Below are 22,452 nucleotides of genomic sequence, written 5' to 3'. Positions count from 1 at the left end.
CAAACAAAAGACATGCCACTGCCACTTGTATTGTCTTAAACACTTATTTATTAAACAAATAACAAAAATTGAATTCTAATCAATTGAGAAAAGCGTATCAAAATGATAAGATGATTTTCAAAATGAGAAGAATTAAAACAAAAAAGCCCTAAATCGAAATTTAGAGCTTTCTGTAATATGTATTGACTTGAAAATTAGTCCCATTGATTGTTTTTAGAAACGGCAAATTTACCAGCTCCAGTAAAAAACAAGGCAAGAGCGCCAAAAAAGTACAATCCTAATAATTCTAAAGCATAACCTCCGTGCTCGCTAATAGAGAAAATTTCATTAGAATGCGCTGTTGCAACCGCTACTACACAAGTGATCGCCAAAAGAACCGCAGCAATTCTAGTTCTAAATCCTAATAAAATAGCAATTGGAGCTAAAACTTCACCAATGTAAACCGCATATCCAAATGCGCCCATGTTTTCTACTAAGAATGAAATTCCGTGAATCAATTTTGAAACACCATGAAAAAGCATTAAACCACCTGTACTAATACGCAATAGCAATAATCCAAGGTCTGTGTTTTTTGAAATCATAAATAATTTTGTTTAGGTTAAAATTTAAATACAAATTGGGCTTGAAAGCAAGCGAAAATACAAAAATTTCTTATTTAAAAACAACATTATTTAAAACAGTTCCAAATAACCATTTTTAGACTATCAGAAAGGCGATTTCAGACTTTAAAACTTAATCGCAATTTTTCCAATTGTCTTTCCAGATTCTAAAAGCTGGTGCGCTTTTTTTAAATTTTCGGCTGTCAATCCGTTTAGGGTTGTGTTTAAAGTTGTTTTCAAAATACCATCATCTAGCAAATCGGCTACAATATTGAGAATATTATGCTGTTCGATCATGTCTTCTGTCTGGTACATCGAACGCGTGTACATCAATTCCCAAGAAAAAGAAACGCTTTTGCTTTTCAGTTTGGTTAATGCAACAGGATCGCTGCTTCCTGTAATTGAGGCGATATGTCCTTGAGGTTTAATCAATTCGACCATAATATCCCAATAGGCATTGGTGTCTACAAAATCTAAAATAAAGTCAACATGCTCAAAACCAGCTTCTCGAACCGAAGAAATCAAATCTTTATGATCTACTACAAAATCAGCTCCTTGCTGTTTGCACCAATCAATGGTTTCAGGGCGCGATGCCGTTGCAATAACGGTTAAACCTGCAATTTTCTTAGCTAGCTGAATGGCAATCGAACCTACTCCTCCTGCTCCTCCAATAATTAAAATTGATTTTCCTTTGTCTTTATCGGCGCTAATTCTGATTCTATCAAACAGAATTTCCCAAGCCGTTAAAGCCGTCAACGGAATCACAGCCGATTCTTCAATACTTAAGGATTTTGGTTTTCTGCCGACAATTCTTTCGTCAATAATTTGATATTCGGCATTGCTTCCTTGTTTGGTAATATCTCCAGCGTAATAAACGGGATCTCCAACTTCAAACAAAGTCACATCTTGCCCCACAGCCTGTACAATACCAACGGCATCCCAACCAATAATTTTTGGTGTTTCTAAAACGGTATTTTGTGCACTATTTTGGCGAATCTTAAAATCGACTGGATTTACTGAAATCGCATCAATTTTAACTAATAAATCGTGTGGTCCAGGAATTGGTTTTACGGCTTCAAACTCAATAAAACTCTCTGGATTTTCTATGGGTAATGATGTTTTAAATCCTATTGCTTTCATTTCTTTTTAATGTTTAAATTAAAACTATAGTACAAATATACGGCTAGTTCGAATGTCGTAATTGGTATATATTGAACGTATATTGGTAGATATTCGGCAGATTGATTTAAATATATACTCAAGCAACTTTGTCAAAGTTTGAAACTTTGACAAAGTTATTTCATATGATTTTTTTATCTCCCGCAGATTTAGCGAATCAAGCAGATTTATTAAAAAAATCTGTTCCAATCTGCTAAATCTGCGGGAGAAAATTTTAAACACTTAGACTTATCTCAAAGTACCAACTTTGACGACAAAGATTAAAAAAAACTTTTTTTAGACCCCAATAGGAAACTTTGCGTTCTTATTTCAAAGCAAACTTTACGCGTAGTAAAAAAACCTTGCGCTCTTTGCGTTAAAAAACTATGCAGAGCGACTTACGCACAAAAACAAAATTGAAAGTAAAGCCTTAAATTTGCTAAAAAACATTTCAAAATGAATATCAGAAAAGCAGAAAAAGCAGACGCAACAACTATCTCTCCTATATTATTATTGGCAATGGAAGATATCATCTACAAATTTATTGCTAAGGAAGATTACGCTTCCGCGAAAAATTTTCTGCAATACTTCATTGAAAAAGAAAATAATCAGTATTCCTATCAAAACTGTTTTGTAGCCGAAGAAAATGATGAAATCATTGGTGCAGTAAACATTTACAACGGTGCAGATATTGAGAAACTACGAAATCCGATTGTGGAATACGTTAGAAAACACCATAATCCCGAGTTTGACCCTGAATTTGAAACTCGTGAAGGCGAATATTATATCGATTCTTTGGGCGTGAATCCTAAATATCAAGGAAAAGGAATTGGTTCCAGATTATTGCAATTTTTGATAGATAAATACGTTCATAAAAATAAAGAAGTTTTAGGTTTGCTGGTCGAAGAAGACAATCCGAGTGCAAAAAATCTATATTTAAAGCTTGGTTTTAAAGTAGTTGGAAACAAAACTTTGGTTAAAAAAAACCTAGAACACCTCCAAATAAAAAATTAATTATAGAATGAAAAACATCACAATACTAGAAGCAGGTTTAATTTTAAGAATAGTTTTAGGAATCACAATGCTTTCGGCCGTAGCAGACCGATTTGGAGTTTGGGGAGCACCGGGATCTCATGCAGTTGCTTGGGGAAATTGGGAAAACTTCGTAATCTACACCCAATCTTTAAATTCATTTGCTAACAGAGCTACAGCAGAAGTTCTTGCCGGAATTGCCACTTTCTTTGAAGTTGTACTGAGTCTGCTATTGTTATTTGGTTTCAAAACCCGACTTGCCGCTTTAGGAACTGCATTTTTAATGTTCTTTTTTGCCTTTGCCATGTCAGTTTCGATTTCTGTAAAAGCACCTCTTGACTATTCGGTTTGGACAAGTTGTGCTGCGGCTTTACTGCTTGCCAATATCGGAAAAACCTCTTATGCTGTAGACAATCGCATCTAGTTTTTTGGTTAACGATTATCGTAAACTTTGTCAAAGTTATTTCACGTGATTTTTTTGTTTCTCGCAGATTTAGCAGATCAAGCAGATTTATAAATAAATCTGTTAAAATCTGCTAAATCTGCGGGAGAAAATTTTAAACACATAGAAACATAGATTTCTAAAAATTAAAAGAATACAAAAAAAACTAGTTTCTACACATAGCTGGATGTAGCATTTGCAACTTTGTCAAAGTTTGAAACTTTGACAAAGTTAGTTTAGATTGTTTTTCTAAAATAAATTCGCTTTGGAAATTGATCTTCTTTGCTTTGTTGCCAATCAAATTCTTCATAATTTAATGATCGCAAAATAGCGATTAAAGCAGTATCTAAAGCAAAAGCTTTCACCCAAATCAGATCATGTTTACGTTGAGAAGCAATTACTTCAGCACGTTTAATAAGCGCTTTCAAATCTTCTTCATCAAAATAAATAATCTCACTCAGATTAATTGCTTTTGACGCTCCTAAATTTTCATTTAGAATTCTCGACGAATCTAATTTTAAATACGATTGCGGACTTTCTCCAAGATAAGCCATCAAGATTTCGATCGAAAAATCATTTTGAATTCGGAACAGCTCTTTTTGAGAAAGATGTTCTTCGGCATATTTTTCTCCTATCTCTTTTTCCTTAAATAAATTGGTATAAAACTGAACGGCTTTGTCTTCCATCCAAAAGACATTATCGTTAATGATGACCACAAATTTTGCAACTTTACTCATTTCTTTTCTTTAAAAATAAAAAGCAAAATTGCGTCGAATGTTAGTCTAAAAAAAGAGCTATACGGCTTCTATTTTGTGCAAAAAGTCGGTTGAATCATTTTAATCGATTTGTTTTTTTCGATATTCTAAAGGCGAAATTCCTTCATAGTTTTTAAAAAAGCGTCCAAAAACAGATTGATCAGAAAAATGAAGTAAATCGCTTATCTGATTGATCGACATCTCTTTATTCTGCAATAATACTTTGGCTTCTAAAATGACCATTTCGCTAATCCAATCGCTCGCTGTTTTTCCGCTGTTCTTTTTAATAACTTCCGACAAGTATTTTCGGCTTACATTTAATTTATCAGCATAATGCTGTACAGTTCTAAAATTCAAAAAATCTTTAAAAAGCAATTCTTTAAACTTTTCAAACAAGGGGTTTTGCGTTTCTGAAGCACCTTTTTCTTTTTGAATCGTATCAATTTCGTAGATTAAAATATAAAGGTAACTTCTCAAAATAGAAGCTTGATGCTTCGATTGATCTTCGGAAACTTCTTTTATTAAACTAAAAATACGTTCAAACTTACTTTCCTCTGTTTTTGTGAGTGGAGAGCAATTGCTTTCGCTATTTTCAAAAAAATCATATTGCTTTAGAAAAAATACATTGGCTTGGTTTTCTAAGAAAAATTGCGGTTTAAAGAATATAATATCGATTAAAATTTCGTCTTCATTTTTAGAAAAACTTCTTATTACCGAAGGTCCTAAAGTAATAAGAGCTGGCGCATGAACCACTTTTGACTCGAGTCCCGTATGCATTATAATACTTCCTTTTCTAAGAAACTCAATGGCATAACTTTCTGCGCGATACGGCTCACTTATGTAAGGATGCTCACTAGTCTGAATATAAAAATACTCTTTCAGATCTGCGTGAGAAAACAAACTCTTGTGATATGTTAAGGAATATGTGAGGATTTTATTCTTCAATATTATTTTGTTAATTGTATTTTCAAATATAGTTTTTTTTAGTGTTAAGTGCTCAAGCTAAGTATCGCTCTCGGTACTTGAAATCAAGAGACTTTGTCAAAATTTTGAACACTAAAAATCTAAATACAGACCGCTGCAAAAATTTTTAAGGTATTATTAAGCCCCTAATTTTTCCGCGAACAAATTTGTATTCGTAAATTAGCAATTACAAAAACATATCTTAAATGACAATACTTACCTTTACGCTGATCATGATTCTCGGTGCCTTTTTAGCAGGCTTTATTGGTTCATTATCAGGCTTAGGAGGCGGCATCATTATTATTCCGCTTCTTACTATTCTTCTCGGTGTCGATATTCATTACGCTATAGGAGCTGCTTTAGTCTCTGTAATCGCCACCTCTTCTGGATCTGCCGCTGCTTATGTAAAAGAAGGAATTACGAATATGCGAATGGGGATTTTTCTCGAAATTGCTACCACTATAGGAGCAGTTTGCGGTGCTTTACTTTCTACTATCGCTCCTACTTCTTTTATCGCGGTTTTATTCGGTTTAACCTTGATTTTCTCTGCTATTAATTCGCTTCGAAAGAAAGAAGAACATATCGTTTTAGAATCTAGTCCGTTGGCGAAAAAACTGAAATTAGACGGAACTTATCCAACACATGATGGCGAAGTCGTGAAATACGGAACCAAAAACGTCATTGGAGGTTTCAGCATGATGGGCGTTGCGGGAATGATGTCTGGTCTTCTCGGAATTGGTTCTGGCGCTTTTAAAGTTATTGCAATGGACAACATTATGCGTGTTCCGTTTAAAGTATCTACAACAACAAGTAATTTCATGATGGGAGTTACGGCAATGGCAAGTTCTGTAATCTATATTCAAAAAGGATACATCGAACCTGGAATTTGTATGCCAGTTGTAATTGGCGTTTTGTTTGGGGCAATGGCTGGAGCTAAAATCTTAGTACGAACAAATCCGAAGAAATTGAGAATATTTTTTGCCTGCTTGATCTTTGTTTTGGCAATAAACATGATTTATAACGGACTAAATGGAAAAATCTAATATGGTACAAGAAGAAAAATTTGGAGAAAAAGATTTTCAAACTATCATCGGAAACTTACTTCGTTATGGCGTTTGGATTTCGTTATCAGTTGCTTTTATTGGCGGAATCGTATATTTGATTCATAACGGTAATCAGATTGAAGATTATTCTGTTTTTAAAGAAAACGATCGAAATATATTTGAAGTAATTGCTGCAATTTACAACGGAGCAATCCAAGGAAACGGAGAATCATTAATATTTACAGGTATTATATTATTGTTTCTAACCCCAGTTTTACGTGTTTTGCTTTCGCTATTCTCATTTTTATTAGAGAAAGATTATTTGTACGTCGGCATTACTTTAATTGTAATCATGATTATCATTATCAGTATTTCGTTTGGATTCTCACACTAGATAATTGTAGATTTTAGATTGTAGATTTTAGATTGTAGATTTTAGATTGTAGATTTTAGATTTTGGGATTTGGAATTTGGAATTTGGGATTGTTATTGTTATTGTTATTGAAATTTGACATTTTATGGAAATAGGAATAGACAGTTTTGCTTCGGCAATGTATGGCGATAACAACACTTTAAGTAGTGTTGATGCTATGGAGCAACTTTTGCAGAGAATTGAATTTGCAGATCAAGTTGGTCTTGATGTGTTCGGAATTGGAGAACATCACAAGAAAGAATTTTTAGATTCTGCTACGGCTGTTATTTTAAGTGCGGCCGCGGCGAGAACCAAAAATATACGTTTAGCAAGTGCCGTTTCGGTTTTGAGTGCGGCAGATCCTGTGCGTGTGTACCAGAGTTTTGCGACTTTAGATTTGATTTCAAAAGGAAGAGCAGAAATCGTCGCTGGTCGCGGTTCTGCTATTGAAGCTTATCCCCTTTTCGGATTTAATTTGAATGATTATGATAAGCTTTTTGCTGAAAAACTAGATTTGCTTTTGCAGATTCGCGACAACGAATTCATAACTTGGGAAGGAAAATTTCGTCCTGCATTAAACAATCAGCCTGTTTATCCGAGAGCTTTACAAGAAAAAATGCCGATCTGGCTTGGCGTTGGCGGAACACCAGAATCTTTTATAAGGGCAGGTTCGCTTGGCCTTCCGTTAATGGTTGCCGTTATTGGCGGGCAAACACATCGTTTTAAACCTTTAGTCGATTTATATCGTGAAGCTGGAAAAGCAGCAGGTTACAAACCAGAAGAGCTAAAAGTCGGTTTGCATTCACCTGGATATGTTGGCGAAACAACAGAAAGTGCCGTTGCAGATTATTATCCTGGTTATGCCGAATTATGGACTAAATTAGGTTATGAAAGAGGTTGGCCTCCAGTAACCAAAGGCAAATTTGACGGTTTAATTGATGATTTAGGTGTTTTAATTGTCGGAAGTCCAGAAAGAGCGGCAGAGAAAATCCTTCGTCACAGCGAAGCACTGGGCGGAGTCGATCGATTTACTTTCCAAATGGATAACGCTGGATTGACACACAAACAATTAATGAATGCAATAGAATTGATTGGTACAAAATTAATTCCGTTGATTAAGAAAGGATAATTTTTGCCACAGATTGAAAGGATTAAAAAGGATTTTTTTTACTCATAAAAGGCTCTAGCAAAACTACTGATAAGTTTGGCTAAAGCCTTTTTTAAATCTTAATTGAATAACCTCCATTTAAAAATGGAGGCAATTCATAAAACTTTGTTACTTTGTCACTAAAAACCTTAGCCCTTAGAATATTAGCCTCTTAGAACCTCAAAAATAATTGAATTGCGTCCAGCTTTAGCTAGATGAAAATGTAATAGAAAATAAAAGGCTTTAGCCAAACTTATCGATGAGTTTGGCTAAAGCCTTTTTTTAAATCTTAATTGAAAAACCTCCAGTTAAAACTGGAGGCAATTCATAAAACTTTGTTAGTAAAAACCTTAGCCCCATAGAATCTCAGCCTCTTAGAACCTCAAAAATAATTGAATTGCGTCCAGCTTTAGCTGGATGAAAATATAATAGAAAATAAAAGGCTTTAGCCAAACTTATCGATGAGTTTGGCTAAAGCCTTTTTTAAATCTTAATTGAAAAACCTCCAGTTAAAACTGGAGGCAATTCATAAAGCCTTTGTGGCTCTGCATCTTTGAACCTTTGTCCCTTAGAGAAATTTATAAGTAACACCAACTCTAAAATTTCTTGGCGCTTCAGTTTGCCAGTAATAAGCATTTAACCAGCTGTAGTATGAACCGCTATATAGATATTTATCTAGGATATTGAATACGTTGGCTGTAACTTTAATTTTACCTGTTTCATAAGATAGACCTCCATCTAATTTAAAGTAAGAAGGTAATCTTTCTAAACCTGCACTCCAAGTATCTGTTTGGCGTCCATCAAGGAAAGTTCCACCGATAGAAGCGCCAAAACCTTTTAATTTTCCATGTTGAAGCGTGTAATTTAACCAAGCATTTGCTGTGTGTTTTGCATAACCTGGAACAATGTCTCCTACTTTAATTCCTGTTGCTGCAGAAACCGCAGGATCAACTTCATTTACAATAGATTCTGTAAAAGCATAATTGGCAATTAAATTAAGACCATCGAAGATTTTTCCTCTAAGGTCAAATTCAAAACCTTGCGCTCTTTTTTCTCCAAGTACTACACTAAATTGTTGTCCAGGAGTATTTGCAGGATCAGATGTTAATTCGTTCTTTTTTAAGATACTATAAGCAGATAAGGTTGTGCTCCAAGAACCATCAAACCAATCTCTTTTAATACCAATTTCAGTATTGTTTCCTGTAAGTGGCTTTACTTTATCTCCGTTTTTAATGATACCAGATTGCGGAATAAATGCTTGATCGTATAATCCGTAAACAGAAGTATTTTCGTCAATAGAAACGCTTAAACCTGCGCGAGGTGTAATATGGCTGTCAGAAATCGGCGCTCCGCCCCAGCTTGCTTGGCTAATCCATGTATATCTTCCTGCAAGCGTTAATCTTACTTTATTTTCGAAGAAACCAATTTCATCCTGAACATATCCTGCAGCGTATTCAGTACTCATTAAACCTCCTGCAGCGGCTGCTCTTTGGCTCAAAGGCGTTGTATGATCAAATTGCGGGAAACCATTTGAAGGCGCTCCATAATTTGGATTGTAAACATTAAACGGATTATCAACTGTATCTAAATCATGTGATTGTCCCCAGTCTGCCATATAATCTTTACTTCCTAAATCTACTCCTCCTAATATTTTGTGTGAAACATTTCCTGTGTTGAATTTTCCATTTACAAATATTTGACCTAAATACATATTGCTTTCGGCATCCCAAATACCAACATTTCTAATAATGTCACCATTAGCAAGATTACCTTCAGGAACACCATCAAAATCTCTATCAGCGGGTCCTGGACCAACAACTCCTGGCCAAGAACTATATCCTTGCTGAATGTATTTAAAATAAGAAGTTTGTGCAGTAAGTTTCCAGTTTTCGTCAAACTTGTGTTCGAACTGAAGATATCCGCTATGATCCTGAATATTAGTATCAGGCAAACCTGGCTGTGTCATTGTAAAACCGACAGGTAAAGTTGCATAACCACCCGCTTGAGGGCCAAAAACATAATATGAACCTACTTCAGTCATATTTGCATATTGGAAATTATACTCAGCAGTAATTTTTGTTCTATCATCAATTTGATACGAAAGTACAGGAGCAATTACATAACGGTTATTATGCTCAAACGGACGGTGCGATCCTTTGTTTTGTGCAGCTCCGTTAAATCTATAAAGCAATTTTCCTTTTTTATCTAATTTCCCATCAAGGTCAACGCTTACTCTGTAAAAATCGTAGCTTCCGCCAAGAACACTCACCTCACCTTTTGTAACTCCTGTTGGCTTTTTAGTCACCACATTATACAATCCGCTTGGATCACCGCTAGAAAGCATAAATCCTGCTGGCCCTTTTACAAACTCGATATGATCTACAAAACTCATATCTTCTGTCAATGGTCCCCAAAAAGAAGAAACTACGTTAAAACCATTTCTAAAAGCCTGAATTTGAGAACCTCTCATTGTAATATTCGTATATAAATCTCCCCAGTGCTCCAAACGGACAGCACCACTCACGTTACGAATTACTCCGTCGCTCATACTCGTAATCTGTTGATCTTTTAAAGTTTGTCCGCTTACGATTTGAATATTCTGAGGAATTTCTAAAACTGGTGTTTGAAGACGTAATGACAATGAAGGCTTGTCTTGCTTGTATTTATTTTTTGTAATAACCACTTCATCAAGATCTTCTTGACTTTCAGAAAGAGTAAAATTCTTAGTTGTTACTTGTTTTGAATTCACCACAATTTTATCCTCAACAGGCTGAATTCCTACTCCATTTAATACGATAGTGTACGTTCCTGGTTTCACATTTTTAATTTCATAATGTCCTGAAACAGTTGTAATATCTGAATATTTTGTTCCTTTTAAAGCTACAGCAATATTTTCTGCTGGTTTATTGCCACTCAAAGAAACTTTTCCGTTTACAGTTCCTAGCTGTTGCGCCATCATATTTAAGGAGCACAAAAACAGCGCGAAAAGATAAACTTTGGCATTAATAATTATTTTCATTGGTTTTGATTTTAAATTGAGCGACAAAAGTATGTGCTAATCTTAACTTTTCCAAATTATTTTTATCCATTCTAAATAAATACAACAAATTATAGCAGATCAGTAGAAATAAATCTAACAACTGCTATCTTAAGCTATTTCCTGATAATATTAATGTGCATTAAGTTTAGAACCAAAATCTATTTCTATCTTTATACTTCTAAGTTTCACTATTCAAAAACAAATAACTTCCTGATATGAAATCAAATACAATAAGAAAAGTTGCCATAGTAGGCTATAACAGAATTCCTTTTGCGAGAGCCAATACCGCCTATTCTAATGTCGGAAACAAACAAATGATGGTTGCAGCACTCAGCGGTCTTATTGATAAATACAATCTGAAAGGAAAATTATTGGGTGAAGTTGCGGGAGGTGCTGTTATTAAACATACTTATGACAACAATTTAATTCGCGAATGCGTGATGCAAACCAGCCTTGATCCTGCCACTCCTGCATGTGATTTACAGCAAGCGTGTGATACGGGAATTGAAAGTGCTATTTATATAGCGAATAAAATTGCACTCGGGCAAATCGATTCTGGAATTGCCGGAGGTGTAGATTCTATCAGCGATATGCCGATTGCCGTTAGTGAAAAACTGAGAAAAATTCTTTTAGAAGCAAGACAAGCCAAATCATTGGGTTCAAAAATCAAAACTTTTCTAAAGCTTCGTCCAAGTGATTTGTCTCCTCTTGTTCCTAGAAATGAAGAATCGCAAACAGGACTTTCTATGGGCGGACATACCGAAATCACAGCAAAATATTATAAAATATCTCGCGAAGAACAAGATGAATTTGCTTTAAGAAGTCATTTGAATATGGCAAAAGCGTATGACGAAGGTTTCTTTGATGATATGATTACACCTTTCAACGGATTAGAAAAAGATAATAATCTAAGAAGAGACAGTACAATTGAGAAATTAGCCAAATTAAAACCCGCTTTTGATAAAGTAAACGGAACATTGACGGCAGGAAATTCAACTCCGTTAACTGACGGTGCATCTTGTGTTCTTTTAGCTAGCGAAGAATGGGCAAAAGAGCAAGGACTTCCTATTTTGGCTTACATTACTTCCGCAGAAATAGCAGCGATTGAATACGTTAAAAATCAGCAGAATCTTTTATTGGCTCCTTTATTTGCAGCTTCGAGAATGTTAGAAAAAGTAGAATTAAACTTGCAAGATTTCGATTATTACGAAATTCATGAAGCTTTTGCGGCACAAACTTTAGCTACTTTAAAAATCTGGGAAAGCCCTGAATTAAGCGCTGAAATTGGTTTAAAGAAACCTTTGGGAGCAATAGATAGAAATAAACTGAACGTAAAAGGAAGCAGTTTAGCAGCCGCTCACCCGTTTGCTGCAACTGGCGGAAGACTTATTGGTGTAATGGCTAAATTATTGAACGAAAAAGGCTCAGGAAAAGGATTAATTTCGATTTGTGCCGCGGGCGGACAAGGAGTAACTATGATAATCGAAAAATAATATTTTAAAATCTGCCAAATCTGCGTAAAAAAATTACTCTCGCAGATTTGGCAGATTTTTTTAATTAAAAAGCAAACTCTTCAACAGAAGACAAAGCTTTTGGCAAAGCATTTTCAGCAAAATCAGGAATTGCTGTTCCTTCTACTCTAAATGTAGTAACGTCTGTCATTCCTAAAAAGGCGAAAACGGTGCGCAAATACGATTCTGAGAAATCATAACTTTTATAAGGACCTTCAGAAAATATTGCTCCAGAGGCAATTGATAAATACACTTTTTTATCGTTTACTAGTCCTTTTGGCGATCCGTCAGCATAACTGAAAGTCTTCCCTGCTCTCGCAACCTGATCGATCCATCCTTTTAAAACCGCTGGAATTCCGAAATTGTACAAAGGAACTCCAATTACAATAACATCTGCTTGCAATAAACTTTCAATTGCTTCATCTGAATATTTAAGCGCTGACTTTTGTTCTTCAGAATGTGTTTCTGCAGGCGCATAAACAGCACTAATATGAGAACCAGTTAAATATGGCAAAGGTGTTTTAGAAAGATCTAGTGTTTGTACTGTACTGCTAGGATTTGCCGCTTTCAGTTTTTCGATAACAGCATTAGATAATTGGTTACTAAATGAATTTTCTCCATTAGTACTTGTTTGTATTTGTAGAATTTTTTGACTCATTATTTTGATGTTATTTGTTTTACAATACAAACTTATTTACATTTACTATCTCTTTTATAGTACTATCCTTGAGGATAGCGCTATCCTCGAAGATAGTAAAGCAAAAAATATGGAAACAACAAAAGACATCATCAGCAAAATTGCAGAAAAAAATTGTAAACCAACAGAGTGCATGGCAGCGTTGCTTCCTGTAAGAGATGCGCTAGAAATCTTAAGCGGTAGATGGAAACTTCCGATTTTAATTGCATTAGATGAAAGTCCTAAACGGTTCAAAGAAATTTCTAAAATTATTGATGGAATCACTGATAAAATGCTTTCTAAAGAATTAAAAGATTTAGAAATCAACAAATTGGTTACGAGAACAGTTTACGACACTTTTCCACCAACTGTAGAATATTCGAGAACAGAACACAGCAAATCGCTTAAAAATGTTATCATAGCCTTAAAAGACTGGGGAACTTTGCACAGAAAAGAGATTATTGGAGATCGATAATAATAATCGGATCGCTATTTACGGCGCAAAAAACAATATAAAATACTTACTTTCTTAAACTATAAATCAATTATTTATAGTAAATTAGGACTTCCTTACCCTTTAGTTTCTTTTTAAAATCTTGTTGCACTTTATTTTAAACCACTAAAATTATGGAGTCAAAAATACCCGAAGGTCCTCTTGCTGAAAAATGGAACAACTACAAAGCAAAAGCAAAGCTTGTAAATCCTGCTAACCGAAAAAAGCTGAATATTATAGTGGTCGGAACAGGTCTTGCAGGCGCTTCGTGCGCAGCATCTCTCGCTGAGCAAGGCTATAACATAAAGTCTTTCTGTTTTCAGGATTCTCCACGACGTGCACATTCCGTTGCTGCTCAAGGCGGAGTTAATGCTGCCAAAAACTACAAAAATGATGGCGACAGCACTTTCAGAATGTTTTACGACACAATAAAAGGAGGCGATTTTAGATCTCGAGAAGCTAATGTTTATCGTCTAGCCGAATGTTCAGCCCATCTTATCGATCATGCGGTGGCGCAAGGTGTTCCTTTTGCTAGAGAATATGCGGGTTACTTAAACAATAGATCTTTTGGGGGCGTTCAGGTTTCTAGAACTTTCTATGCTAGAGGCCAAACAGGACAACAACTTTTATTGGGCGCTTATCAAGCCTTAGAACGTCAAGCATCTTTAGGAAAAGTAGATTTGTATACACGTCACGAAATGCTCGAACTTGTGGTCATTGATGGCAAAGCCAAAGGAATAATTGCACGGAATCTCGAAACAGGAATTTTAGAACGTCACGCTGCCGATGCCGTAGTTTTGGCTTCTGGCGGCTACGGAAAAGTATATTATTTGTCTACTTTAGCAATGGGCTGTAATAGTTCTGCACTTTGGAGAGCGCATAAAAAAGGTGCTTATATGGCTGGCGTAAGCTGGATTCAGTTTCATCCTACTTCTCTTCCGCAACATGGCGAAAATCAATCAAAACTGACTTTAATGTCGGAGTCCCTTCGAAATGATGGACGAATTTGGGTTCCTAAAAAAGCAACAGACGATCGGAATGCAAATGCTATTCCCGAAGAAGAACGCGATTATTATTTGGAACGCCGATATCCTTCTTTTGGAAATTTGGCACCGAGAGATATTTCTTCTCGAGCAGCAAAAGAAAGAATTGATGCTGGTCACGGCGTCGGGCCGATGAAAAATGCCATTTATTTAGATTTTTCTGATGCTATAAAAACGCAGGGAAAAGATAAAATCGAAGCCAAATACAGTAATCTTTTTGCTATGTATGAAAAGATTACAGGCATAAATGCGTATAAAGAACCTATGCTAATTTCGCCTTCTGCGCACTTCACCATGGGCGGACTTTGGGTCGATTATGAATTGATGACTACAATTCCAGGCTTATTTGCTTTAGGCGAAGCTAATTTTGCCGATCATGGCGCAAATCGACTTGGCGCCAACTCACTGCTTCAAGCTTGTGTTGATGGCTATTTTATTGCGCCTTACACGATTCCAAATTATTTGGCTGGCGAATTAAATTTATCCAAACCCGATGTTTCGAATCCAGCTTTTGAAGAAGCTGAAAAAGCTGTTAGAAGGCAGTTGGATCGTTTTCTGCATACTAACGGAACGCTTTCTGCCGATTATTTCCATAAAAAAATCGGACGACTTCTTTACGAAAAATGCGGTCTTTCCCGAAGCAGAGAAAAACTAGAAGAAGCCTTAGTAGAAATTAGAGAACTCAAAACTTCTTTCGAAAAAGATCTTAGAATAACAGGCGATAATACTTTAAATAGCGAACTTGAAAAAGCGGGGCGAATTGCCGATTATATCGAATTGGCAGAATTAATGTGCTACGATGCGCTACAGCGTGAAGAATCTTGCGGTGCGCATTTTAGAGAAGAATATCAAACTGCTGATGGCGAAGCGGTTCGCAACGACAAAGAGTTCTGTTATGTCTCAGCTTGGGAATGGAAAGGTTTAAATAACAAACCAGAACTTCATAAAGAGCCTTTGACTTTTGAGGCGGTTGAGCTTGCTGTGAGGAGTTACAAATAGAATTATGAATTGTGAGTTGTGAGTTGTGAGTTGTGAGTTGTGATTTGTGAAAAGATGAAAGAAGCAAGAGGCAAGATTAAACTTGAAACTTGGAACTTGAAACTTGAAACTTGGAACTTGAAACTTGGAACTTGAAACTTGGAACTTGAAACTTGGAACTTGAAACTTGGAACCTGAAACTTGGAACCTGAAACTTGGAACTTGGAACTTGGAACTTGGAACTTGAAACTTGGAACTTGAAACTTGGAACTTGAAACTTGGAACTTGAAACTTGGAACTTGAAACTTGGAACTTGAAACTTGGAACTTGAAACTTGGAACTTGAAACTTGAAACCTGAAACTTGAAACCTGAAACTTGAAACTTGAAACTTGAAACTTGAAACTTGAAACTTGAAACTTGAAACTTGAAACTTGAAACTTGAAACTTGAAACTTGAAACTTGAAACTTGAAACCATAAAAAACCTGAAACAAAAAACATAAACCCATGAAACTTTATCTTAAAATATGGCGACAGTTTAATTCTGCTGCAGAAGGAGAAATGACAGATTATGAAATTGATGGAGTTTCAGAACATATGTCGTTTTTGGAAATGTTAGATCTTTTGAATGAATCGCTTATACAGCAAGGCGAGCGGGTGATTGAATTTGATCATGACTGCCGAGAGGGAATTTGCGGGCAATGTGGTCTGATGATAAACGGACGTGCTCACGGACCTCTTAAAAATACTACAACTTGCCAGCTTCATATGAGAAGTTTTAAAGATGGCGAAACTATTTATATTGAGCCTTTTCGCGCAAAGGCTTTTCCTGTTTTAAGAGATTTAAAAATTGACCGAAAAGCATTTGATTCTATCATCGCTTCAGGTGGATTTATTGGAGCTTCTACGGGTCAAGCGCCAGAAGCGAATAGTATTCCGATTTCGTATGAAACTGCCGAAGCTGCTTTTGACGCTGCGGCTTGCATTGGCTGTGGAGCTTGTGTCGCTTCGTGCAAAAACGCTAGTGCTGCTTTGTTTGTTGGTGCTAAAATAACGCATTTGGCTTTGTTGCCACAAGGAAAAGTTGAAGCTTCTAAACGCGCCATCTCGATGGTAAAACAAATGGATCAAGAAGGTTTTGGAAATTGCTCAGATACACGCGCTTGCGAAATTGAATGTCCGCAAGGCATTTCTGTGCTTTCAATTGCCAAAATGAATTATGAGTATAGTAAGGCTGTTTTGCTTAGAAAATGATTTTTTGTTTCTCGCAGTCCCGATAGCTATCGGGAGCAGGTTTAATTTTTAATTTTAAAGCAAGCTTCAGAGGAGCGAAATATGTGTAGGAAAATAAACCAACCAAAATATAGAGCTCCAGAGAAGCGACATATATCCATTAACCTAATATTTCGCCCCATTGAGACTCTTATCATAGAGATGAAAATTTTCTATAAATATTTAGCTCCTCTGGAGCTTGTTCTATTCGCAAAAAATAAAACTCGATAGGTTTTCAAAACCTGTCGAGTTTAGTAATAAGTATTATTCTTTTTCTCGCAGATTTTCCAGATTTAGCAGATTTTATTTTTACATCTACTTTTTAATCTTTTAAAATCTGCGTGAAACAAAAAAACTTTGCGCCTTAGCGTCTTTGCGAGCTTATTTACTTTACTCATATCCTTCGACTTCGCTCAGGAAAACAAACTAAAAAACTTAGAAGCTCAGAAACTTAGCCGCTTAGAATCTTAGAATCAAACCGTAAAATAAGGAGTCAGAATATCCTCAAAATTATAAAGCCCTTTTTCTTTTTCTTTTAAATTTTCGGCCACAAAAATAACTCCATTTCCGAAGGCTTCTCTCGAAATCGATTCGTGTATTAAACGTACAGTTTGAAAAGGAAATCCAAAAATAACTTCGTGTTTTCCGACAATTCCCCCTGCTCTAACAACATTAATATTTTCTCGATCAACATCTAGCGTTTCTGCAATTTTTATTGCTGTTCCAGACGTACCTTCTTTGGCTTTAAAATGTTCTTCATTCACTTCGATATCAACCCAAGGAGCAATTTTCTTCAAAAACTTTGCAGCAAACAATAAGTAGTTCACTCCCAATGTGATATTTGGCGACCAAAATACTGTGGTTTTATTAGCTAGTTTTTTCAATAAATTCAGCTCTTTTTCTTTGTAATGCGAAATTGCTGAAATGATTTTTACTTTGTACTTAGCTGCTGTTTCACCATAAGTATAAATTCCTTCATTAGACGAAAAATCAATAATAGCATCTACTGGATGTTTTTCTAATAATTCTTCTACGGAGGTATGCGAACTAGAATAGATTAATCCGGGTTCATCTGACTGGATTCCAAAAAACTCAGGAACCGATCTGTGTTCCAAAACATTGCTTTGTCTTAAAACCCATTCAAGGCTGAATTTTTTATTTTCTAATAGTATTGAAGCTACTGATTTTCCAGTTTTTCCGAATCCGATTAATCCTATTTTCATAAGCATTTATTTTTTTATGGGCGAAGCGTGCCCGGTTGAAAATATTGATATTGTAAAGTGGTTAATATCAATCCTAATTTTATTTTTTTTAAACCGTTTTAGAACCGTCTGTTCATAAAAATATAAAAATCATAACAGAATAACCAACAAAAACTTCATTTTATAACAATAAAACGAGTTGTTAGTACGATTTTATCTGTTAATATAAAATACAAGCATCAAGTTTTAGTGCTAATCTTCCTTTCAATTATTCTTTTTAAAATGTTAAAAATTGACTTTAAAAAAAAGATTTCATGACATACAAGTAAACATATTTTGACTAGTTTTATGACCTGATATCCCCAAATTAATATCGTAAATAATGGCTTACAATAACAATGGATTACTTCGTTTTCTAGATGCGCAAAACAAATTGTATTTAACAGCATTGGAAGAAATCAAAAATGGCAAAAAAGAATCTCCTTGGATGTGGTTCATTTTTCCTCAGATTAAGGGAATGGGTTCGAGTGATAATTCTAAATTTTACGAAATAAAAAATGCAGACGAGGCAATTGCTTTTCTGGAGCATCCCATTTTAGGAAAACATCTTGTGGAAATTACTTCTGAACTGGTAAAAAAAGAAGAAAGTGTTTCTGATATTTTTGAAAATCTTGATGTAGAAAAACTTCAATCGTGCATGACTTTGTTTGCCAGTGTTCAAAATACTGAACCCGTTTTTCAGAAAGTCCTCCACAAGTATTTTGACGGTTCATCCGATTTTCATACCTTACAATTATTGTACAGTAATTTATAGAAGTAAGAATCACTTTGCAAATCTGCAGGTTGTTCCAAAAATAAAGCCGATTTAACTGCATTTCTAAATAAGATATTTATATTTGCAACCCTGTTGCATTTTATCTGGTAGTAAACTTTTTAAATATTCAGCAGAAATACCACGGAATGAAAAAGAAGATTACAGCAGTAAATTTCCTGATGTCTTTTACAGTATTGTTTGCCATGCTGTTTCAGACGATTCATTCCTATGAGCATATTTTAAGACAATCGGCAGAAAAACATTGTGATCATAAATATACTCCTGGTCAAAAAGAAATAACACATAGCCATTCGGTCGATGCAAATTGCCATATTTGTCATTTTGCTTTCAGTACGTTTATTCCGAATGAATTCGAGACTTTTGCATTTTACAAAACAGTTGTTGGAACCTCTTATAGATTCTTATATTTTGAGGGAATTTCAACATTTTTCAAAGGCAGCCTTTTTGCACTGCGCGCACCTCCTATATTTTAATTACTGTACTTTTTAAAAACCTTTTGCTCTATTTATTCTAATTAGGCATAAGCAAATTTACAATCCAGTTTTTTGATTTTGATCCTTTCAAATTAAAAAAACGTATTTATTCTGTTCAGTAATTCTTCAAACAAGAAATTAACAATCAAGCTTTTAAAATTCATTAAAAGCCTAGATTCATTATATCCATTTCAAAAATCAATTTTTTCAACAAACAAAACTTATGCTTACAGCAATAAACCTAACAAAAAAATATGGCGATCATACGGCTCTGAATGCCTTAAATTTAACTATAAAAGAAGGCGAAATTTTTGCTCTTTTAGGACAAAATGGCGCTGGAAAAACAACCACGATAAATTTATTTTTAGGTTTTATTGAACCAACTTCGGGAGAACTAAAAATCAACAACCTATCGGTTACCGAAAACAATCAGGAAACCAAAAAACATATCGCTTATATTCCTGAAACTGTAATGTTGTATCCAAATCTTACTGGTTTAGAGAATCTTAAATTCTTTTCATCATTAGCAGGCTTCAAATATTCTGATGGCGAACTAACTTATTTTCTGGACAAAGCAGGACTGCAAGCCAAAGCGCATAATCAAAATTTAGGTGGTTATTCTAAAGGAATGCGCCAAAAAGTCGGAATTGCGATCGCGATTGCAAAAAAAGCCAAAGTCCTTTTGTTAGACGAGCCTACAAGCGGTTTAGATCCAAAAGCTTCAAATGAATTTTCTCAAATTTTAAAAGAACTTTCAGCAGACGGAACAGCAATTTTAATGGCAACTCATGATATTTTCAGAGCCAGAGAAGTCGCTTCGCATATCGGGATAATGAAACAAGGAAATTTAGTTACAGTTATTGAAGCTGATAAGATTTCAGCTAACGAACTGGAAGATTTGTATTTACAGACTGTTTAAGATGAAAAATATATTTTCAATACTATTTTTTATCGGACTGTCTAATCAAGTGCAATCGCAGGAAGTAAAAGGAAAAGTTGTCGATAGCAATTCAAAAGAAACCATTATTGGTGCATCTGTGCAATTATTAAATTCTAATAAAGAAACCAGTACAGATACTAACGGGAATTTTAATTTAGAAGGTCAGGGAACTATTGAAATTTCGGCTGTTGGATATAGAACCATTCAGTTGAAATCAAGTGCAGATTTTATGACCATCCAGCTTGAAATTGACCGAAATGAATTGCAAACTGTTGAGATTGTCGGACGTTCTACCAAAAAATACAACAGCGATTATTCTTTTGCCGCAACTAAAACTGCGGCTTTAAACAAAGATATTCCCCAATCCATTTCAACAATAACCAAAGAATTAATTGCAGACAAAGGCGCTTTTTATCTTGCAGATGCTGTGAAAATGTCTAGCGGTGTAATTCCGGCAAGTTATTACAATCAATACACCATTCGTGGCATTAGTCAAAATGAAGAAGGACAGATAATTAACGGAATGCGAACGCGTCAGTATTATTTTCTTCAGCCTTTAACCAGTAATATTGAACGAATTGAAGTCATAAAAGGTCCATCGAGCGCTACATTTTCTTCTGTTGATCCAGGTGGAAGCATTAATATGGTAACCAAAAAACCTTTGGCAATTGACAGAAAAGAAGTCAGCATGAGCGTGGGCAGTTTCAGCACTTTGCGTGGAACTCTTGATTTTACAGGTCCTTTAAATGAATCTAAAACGCTTTTGTATCGTGTAAATGGCGCGTATCAACAAGCAAAATCGTTTCGTGACTTAGTCAATAATAAATCATTTTTGATCTCGCCTTCTTTCAGTTATATACCTAATGAAAAAACGGCAATTAATACTGAATTGATTTTGAGCAACATGACAGGAGTCTTAGATCGCGGACAGCCTATTTTTGGTGCCGTTGCAGGAAAAACAAGTCTGAATAAAACTCCAATAAGTTTAAATCTTGGCGCGCCAGGTGATTTTTTTAAGTCGAAAGAAATGATTTTGATGACCAATTTTGCACATAAATTCAATTCTAAAATTGGTTTTAATGCATCTTACATGAAGCAAACTTGGACAGAAGATCTTCAGGAACACAGAACTACAAATGCCTTTGCTGTAGACATGAACAATCAGCCTGTTACCAATCTTGCTATGATGCAGTTTGTACAACGTCAGCAAAATTGGGATATTGACAACTTAAGCACTTATTTCAATTTTGATTTTAAAACAGGAAAACTAAATCATAAATTATTGACAGGCTATGATTTAAGCAGTTGGAATAAAAATAAAGGCGGAGGACAAAATGCGGCAAGAGGTTATCTATTGAACGATGGAACGGTTGCCAGCACTTTCGTTTTGGCAAATGCATCAAATTATCAGACTGTTACGGTTGACGGCGTTGTGATGCCCAAACCAAATGTCGATTATTTTAATTTAAATAATCCTGTTTACAAAATTACAAGTCCAGAAGATTATACTTTGAATGTAAGAACGGCATTACCATCAGCATTAACGACTACAAATGCAGTTTACATTCAAGATCAGATTCAATGGGAAAAGTTTACTTTTTTATTGGGTTTGCGAAACGAATGGTTTGAGGACATTACAAACTATCAAACCAGCAACGAACTGACCGTTAAAAAATCGGCTTTACTGCCAAGAATCGGAATTACTTATGCTGTAAATAGTGCGATAAATGTTTATACAACTTATTTACAAGGCTATCAGCCGCAATCTAATACAGTAACATTAATGCCTCAAACGGGTTCTTTGCCAGGTGGAAGTCTGTTTGATCCTTTAGAAAGCGATTTGAAAGAAGTCGGGATAAAGACCACTTTTTTAAACAACACCATGACTTTTAATGCTGCCGTTTACGAAATCAATCAGCGTAATATTTTAATGAATGCGAATGATCCTGCAAATCCAGATTTATTAGTAACGAGAGGTGCTGAAAGAAGCCGTGGTTTTGAATGTGATTTAGCAGGTTATATAACGCCAGATTGGCAAATTAACGCTTCATACAGTTATATCGATGCCGAAATTACAAAAGACAGCAATCCTGACCTGATTGGCGCAAGAAAGCAAAACACACCAAAAAACAGCGCCAATTTATGGACGCGTTACAATTTTGCAGCCGATTCTGCTTTAAAAGATCTCGGAATCGGATTTGGAGTTCAATATCAAAGCAGTAAAGTGCCTTGGTTTACAAGAGATTTTACACTTCCTGATTTTACCATTTTTGATGCCGCTTTGTTTTACAAACCTAATAAAAGCAACGTGCAAATTGCTCTAAATGCAGGCAATTTATTAAACAAAACCTATTGGCTTGGCGCACAGAATTATCTGCGTTTATTTCCTGGAAGTCCTAGAAATGCAAGTCTTACCGTAACTTATAAATTTTAATTTCT

The 22,452-nt window shown here is 35.2% G+C and carries 20 protein-coding genes; 13 read left to right on the top strand and 7 right to left on the bottom strand.

The window, feature by feature from the left end; genetic code table 11:
- Window positions 1-194 precede the first annotated feature (194 nt).
- Entirely contained in the window at window positions 195-581 is a 387-nt protein-coding gene (locus ABTV69_RS14810; RefSeq protein ID WP_433830039.1) for a DoxX family protein, read from the bottom strand.
- A gap of 144 nt (window positions 582-725) precedes the next feature.
- The gene (locus ABTV69_RS14805; protein WP_433830037.1) at window positions 726-1,739 is read right to left on the bottom strand and encodes a zinc-binding alcohol dehydrogenase family protein; all 1,014 of its coding nucleotides are present in this window, start codon (window positions 1,737-1,739) and stop codon (window positions 726-728) included.
- Window positions 1,740-2,213: 474 nt separating this feature from the next.
- On the opposite strand from ABTV69_RS14805, the gene ABTV69_RS14800 reads away from it, so the two are divergent.
- Both ABTV69_RS14800 and ABTV69_RS14795 read left to right on the top strand, forming a co-directional pair.
- The gene (locus ABTV69_RS14800) at window positions 2,214-2,771 is read left to right on the top strand and encodes a GNAT family N-acetyltransferase (protein WP_433830035.1); all 558 of its coding nucleotides are present in this window, start codon (window positions 2,214-2,216) and stop codon (window positions 2,769-2,771) included.
- A 7-nt stretch (window positions 2,772-2,778) separates the two neighbouring features.
- Window positions 2,779-3,213: a DoxX family membrane protein gene (locus ABTV69_RS14795; protein ID WP_433830033.1), complete on the top strand. Its 435-nt coding sequence runs from the start codon at window positions 2,779-2,781 to the stop codon at window positions 3,211-3,213.
- A 254-nt stretch (window positions 3,214-3,467) separates the two neighbouring features.
- Here the strand turns inward: ABTV69_RS14795 and ABTV69_RS14790 are convergent, their stop codons facing one another.
- Together ABTV69_RS14790 and ABTV69_RS14785 are read right to left on the bottom strand one after the other, a co-directional pair.
- Window positions 3,468-3,968 (bottom strand): hypothetical protein, encoded by a 501-nt coding sequence (locus tag ABTV69_RS14790; protein WP_433830031.1) that lies wholly within the window; start codon window positions 3,966-3,968, stop codon window positions 3,468-3,470.
- Between the two features lie 99 nt (window positions 3,969-4,067).
- Window positions 4,068-4,931, bottom strand: coding sequence for a helix-turn-helix domain-containing protein (locus ABTV69_RS14785; RefSeq protein WP_433830029.1), 864 nt, complete (start codon window positions 4,929-4,931; stop codon window positions 4,068-4,070).
- Between the two features lie 224 nt (window positions 4,932-5,155).
- On the opposite strand from ABTV69_RS14785, the gene ABTV69_RS14780 reads away from it, so the two are divergent.
- The 3 genes from ABTV69_RS14780 to ABTV69_RS14770 all read left to right on the top strand — a co-directional run bounded on the left by ABTV69_RS14780 (window position 5,156) and on the right by ABTV69_RS14770 (window position 7,533).
- The gene (locus ABTV69_RS14780; protein ID WP_433830027.1) at window positions 5,156-5,992 is read left to right on the top strand and encodes a sulfite exporter TauE/SafE family protein; all 837 of its coding nucleotides are present in this window, start codon (window positions 5,156-5,158) and stop codon (window positions 5,990-5,992) included.
- Window positions 5,979-6,386: a DUF1634 domain-containing protein gene (locus ABTV69_RS14775; RefSeq protein ID WP_433830025.1), complete on the top strand. Its 408-nt coding sequence runs from the start codon at window positions 5,979-5,981 to the stop codon at window positions 6,384-6,386. The genes ABTV69_RS14780 and ABTV69_RS14775 overlap by 14 nt, the downstream gene beginning before the upstream one ends.
- Window positions 6,387-6,510: 124 nt before the next feature.
- Window positions 6,511-7,533, top strand: a complete 1,023-nt coding sequence (locus ABTV69_RS14770) for an LLM class flavin-dependent oxidoreductase (RefSeq protein WP_433830023.1) — start codon at window positions 6,511-6,513, stop codon at window positions 7,531-7,533.
- A 586-nt stretch (window positions 7,534-8,119) separates the two neighbouring features.
- Here ABTV69_RS14770 and ABTV69_RS14765 read toward each other — a convergent pair.
- Window positions 8,120-10,570: a TonB-dependent siderophore receptor gene (locus ABTV69_RS14765; protein ID WP_433830021.1), complete on the bottom strand. Its 2,451-nt coding sequence runs from the start codon at window positions 10,568-10,570 to the stop codon at window positions 8,120-8,122.
- A 236-nt stretch (window positions 10,571-10,806) separates the two neighbouring features.
- Between ABTV69_RS14765 and ABTV69_RS14760 the strand changes: the two genes are divergently transcribed.
- Complete coding sequence (locus tag ABTV69_RS14760) at window positions 10,807-12,084, top strand: acetyl-CoA C-acetyltransferase (RefSeq protein WP_433830019.1); 1,278 nt, start codon at window positions 10,807-10,809, stop codon at window positions 12,082-12,084.
- A gap of 64 nt (window positions 12,085-12,148) precedes the next feature.
- On the opposite strand, the gene ABTV69_RS14755 is transcribed toward ABTV69_RS14760, so the two are convergent.
- Window positions 12,149-12,760, bottom strand: coding sequence for an FMN-dependent NADH-azoreductase (locus tag ABTV69_RS14755; protein WP_433830017.1), 612 nt, complete (start codon window positions 12,758-12,760; stop codon window positions 12,149-12,151).
- A gap of 109 nt (window positions 12,761-12,869) precedes the next feature.
- On the opposite strand from ABTV69_RS14755, the gene ABTV69_RS14750 reads away from it, so the two are divergent.
- From ABTV69_RS14750 to ABTV69_RS14740, 3 genes are all read left to right on the top strand, one after another.
- Window positions 12,870-13,253, top strand: a complete 384-nt coding sequence (locus tag ABTV69_RS14750; protein WP_433830015.1) for a winged helix-turn-helix transcriptional regulator — start codon at window positions 12,870-12,872, stop codon at window positions 13,251-13,253.
- Between the two features lie 152 nt (window positions 13,254-13,405).
- Window positions 13,406-15,313: a fumarate reductase/succinate dehydrogenase flavoprotein subunit gene (locus ABTV69_RS14745; protein WP_433830013.1), complete on the top strand. Its 1,908-nt coding sequence runs from the start codon at window positions 13,406-13,408 to the stop codon at window positions 15,311-15,313.
- Between the two features lie 485 nt (window positions 15,314-15,798).
- Window positions 15,799-16,545: a succinate dehydrogenase/fumarate reductase iron-sulfur subunit gene (locus ABTV69_RS14740; protein WP_433830011.1), complete on the top strand. Its 747-nt coding sequence runs from the start codon at window positions 15,799-15,801 to the stop codon at window positions 16,543-16,545.
- A 491-nt stretch (window positions 16,546-17,036) separates the two neighbouring features.
- Here ABTV69_RS14740 and ABTV69_RS14735 read toward each other — a convergent pair whose 3' ends face one another.
- On the bottom strand, window positions 17,037-17,786 hold the full coding sequence (locus tag ABTV69_RS14735) for a 4-hydroxy-tetrahydrodipicolinate reductase (protein WP_433830009.1): 750 nt from the start codon (window positions 17,784-17,786) through the stop codon (window positions 17,037-17,039).
- 361 nt (window positions 17,787-18,147) lie between these two features.
- Here ABTV69_RS14735 and ABTV69_RS14730 point away from each other — a divergent pair, with 361 nt between their 5' ends.
- The 4 genes from ABTV69_RS14730 to ABTV69_RS14715 all read left to right on the top strand — a co-directional run bounded on the left by ABTV69_RS14730 (window position 18,148) and on the right by ABTV69_RS14715 (window position 22,447).
- On the top strand, window positions 18,148-18,579 hold the full coding sequence (locus tag ABTV69_RS14730) for a DUF1810 domain-containing protein (protein WP_433830007.1): 432 nt from the start codon (window positions 18,148-18,150) through the stop codon (window positions 18,577-18,579).
- A 146-nt stretch (window positions 18,580-18,725) separates the two neighbouring features.
- Window positions 18,726-19,073: a hypothetical protein gene (locus ABTV69_RS14725; RefSeq protein ID WP_433830005.1), complete on the top strand. Its 348-nt coding sequence runs from the start codon at window positions 18,726-18,728 to the stop codon at window positions 19,071-19,073.
- 223 nt (window positions 19,074-19,296) lie between these two features.
- The gene (locus tag ABTV69_RS14720) at window positions 19,297-19,992 is read left to right on the top strand and encodes an ABC transporter ATP-binding protein (protein ID WP_433830003.1); all 696 of its coding nucleotides are present in this window, start codon (window positions 19,297-19,299) and stop codon (window positions 19,990-19,992) included.
- Window position 19,993: 1 nt separating this feature from the next.
- The gene (locus tag ABTV69_RS14715) at window positions 19,994-22,447 is read left to right on the top strand and encodes a TonB-dependent siderophore receptor (protein WP_433830001.1); all 2,454 of its coding nucleotides are present in this window, start codon (window positions 19,994-19,996) and stop codon (window positions 22,445-22,447) included.
- Window positions 22,448-22,452: the final 5 nt, after the last annotated feature.

The organism is Flavobacterium anhuiense (assembly GCF_050990855.1).
GTDB classification, from domain to species: Bacteria; Bacteroidota; Bacteroidia; order Flavobacteriales; family Flavobacteriaceae; genus Flavobacterium; species Flavobacterium anhuiense_C.
The sequence above is the reverse complement of the archived record's forward strand: the minus strand, read 5'-3'. Positions and strand labels throughout refer to the sequence as shown.

Excerpts from the sequence above, each read along its gene's own strand:
- ABTV69_RS14810 (WP_433830039.1), bottom strand. The coding sequence starts at position 581 with ATGATTTCAAAAAACACAGACCTTGGATTATTGCTATTGCGTATTAGT.
- ABTV69_RS14805 (WP_433830037.1), bottom strand. The coding sequence starts at position 1,739 with ATGAAAGCAATAGGATTTAAAACATCATTACCCATAGAAAATCCAGAG.
- ABTV69_RS14800 (WP_433830035.1), top strand. The coding sequence starts at position 2,214 with ATGAATATCAGAAAAGCAGAAAAAGCAGACGCAACAACTATCTCTCCT.
- ABTV69_RS14795 (WP_433830033.1), top strand. The coding sequence starts at position 2,779 with ATGAAAAACATCACAATACTAGAAGCAGGTTTAATTTTAAGAATAGTT.
- ABTV69_RS14790 (WP_433830031.1), bottom strand. The coding sequence starts at position 3,968 with ATGAGTAAAGTTGCAAAATTTGTGGTCATCATTAACGATAATGTCTTT.
- ABTV69_RS14780 (WP_433830027.1), top strand. The coding sequence starts at position 5,156 with ATGACAATACTTACCTTTACGCTGATCATGATTCTCGGTGCCTTTTTA.
- ABTV69_RS14775 (WP_433830025.1), top strand. The coding sequence starts at position 5,979 with ATGGAAAAATCTAATATGGTACAAGAAGAAAAATTTGGAGAAAAAGAT.
- ABTV69_RS14770 (WP_433830023.1), top strand. The coding sequence starts at position 6,511 with ATGGAAATAGGAATAGACAGTTTTGCTTCGGCAATGTATGGCGATAAC.
- ABTV69_RS14765 (WP_433830021.1), bottom strand. The coding sequence starts at position 10,570 with ATGAAAATAATTATTAATGCCAAAGTTTATCTTTTCGCGCTGTTTTTG.
- ABTV69_RS14760 (WP_433830019.1), top strand. The coding sequence starts at position 10,807 with ATGAAATCAAATACAATAAGAAAAGTTGCCATAGTAGGCTATAACAGA.
- ABTV69_RS14755 (WP_433830017.1), bottom strand. The coding sequence starts at position 12,760 with ATGAGTCAAAAAATTCTACAAATACAAACAAGTACTAATGGAGAAAAT.
- ABTV69_RS14750 (WP_433830015.1), top strand. The coding sequence starts at position 12,870 with ATGGAAACAACAAAAGACATCATCAGCAAAATTGCAGAAAAAAATTGT.
- ABTV69_RS14745 (WP_433830013.1), top strand. The coding sequence starts at position 13,406 with ATGGAGTCAAAAATACCCGAAGGTCCTCTTGCTGAAAAATGGAACAAC.
- ABTV69_RS14740 (WP_433830011.1), top strand. The coding sequence starts at position 15,799 with ATGAAACTTTATCTTAAAATATGGCGACAGTTTAATTCTGCTGCAGAA.
- ABTV69_RS14735 (WP_433830009.1), bottom strand. The coding sequence starts at position 17,786 with ATGAAAATAGGATTAATCGGATTCGGAAAAACTGGAAAATCAGTAGCT.
- ABTV69_RS14730 (WP_433830007.1), top strand. The coding sequence starts at position 18,148 with ATGGCTTACAATAACAATGGATTACTTCGTTTTCTAGATGCGCAAAAC.
- ABTV69_RS14725 (WP_433830005.1), top strand. The coding sequence starts at position 18,726 with ATGAAAAAGAAGATTACAGCAGTAAATTTCCTGATGTCTTTTACAGTA.
- ABTV69_RS14720 (WP_433830003.1), top strand. The coding sequence starts at position 19,297 with ATGCTTACAGCAATAAACCTAACAAAAAAATATGGCGATCATACGGCT.
- ABTV69_RS14715 (WP_433830001.1), top strand. The coding sequence starts at position 19,994 with ATGAAAAATATATTTTCAATACTATTTTTTATCGGACTGTCTAATCAA.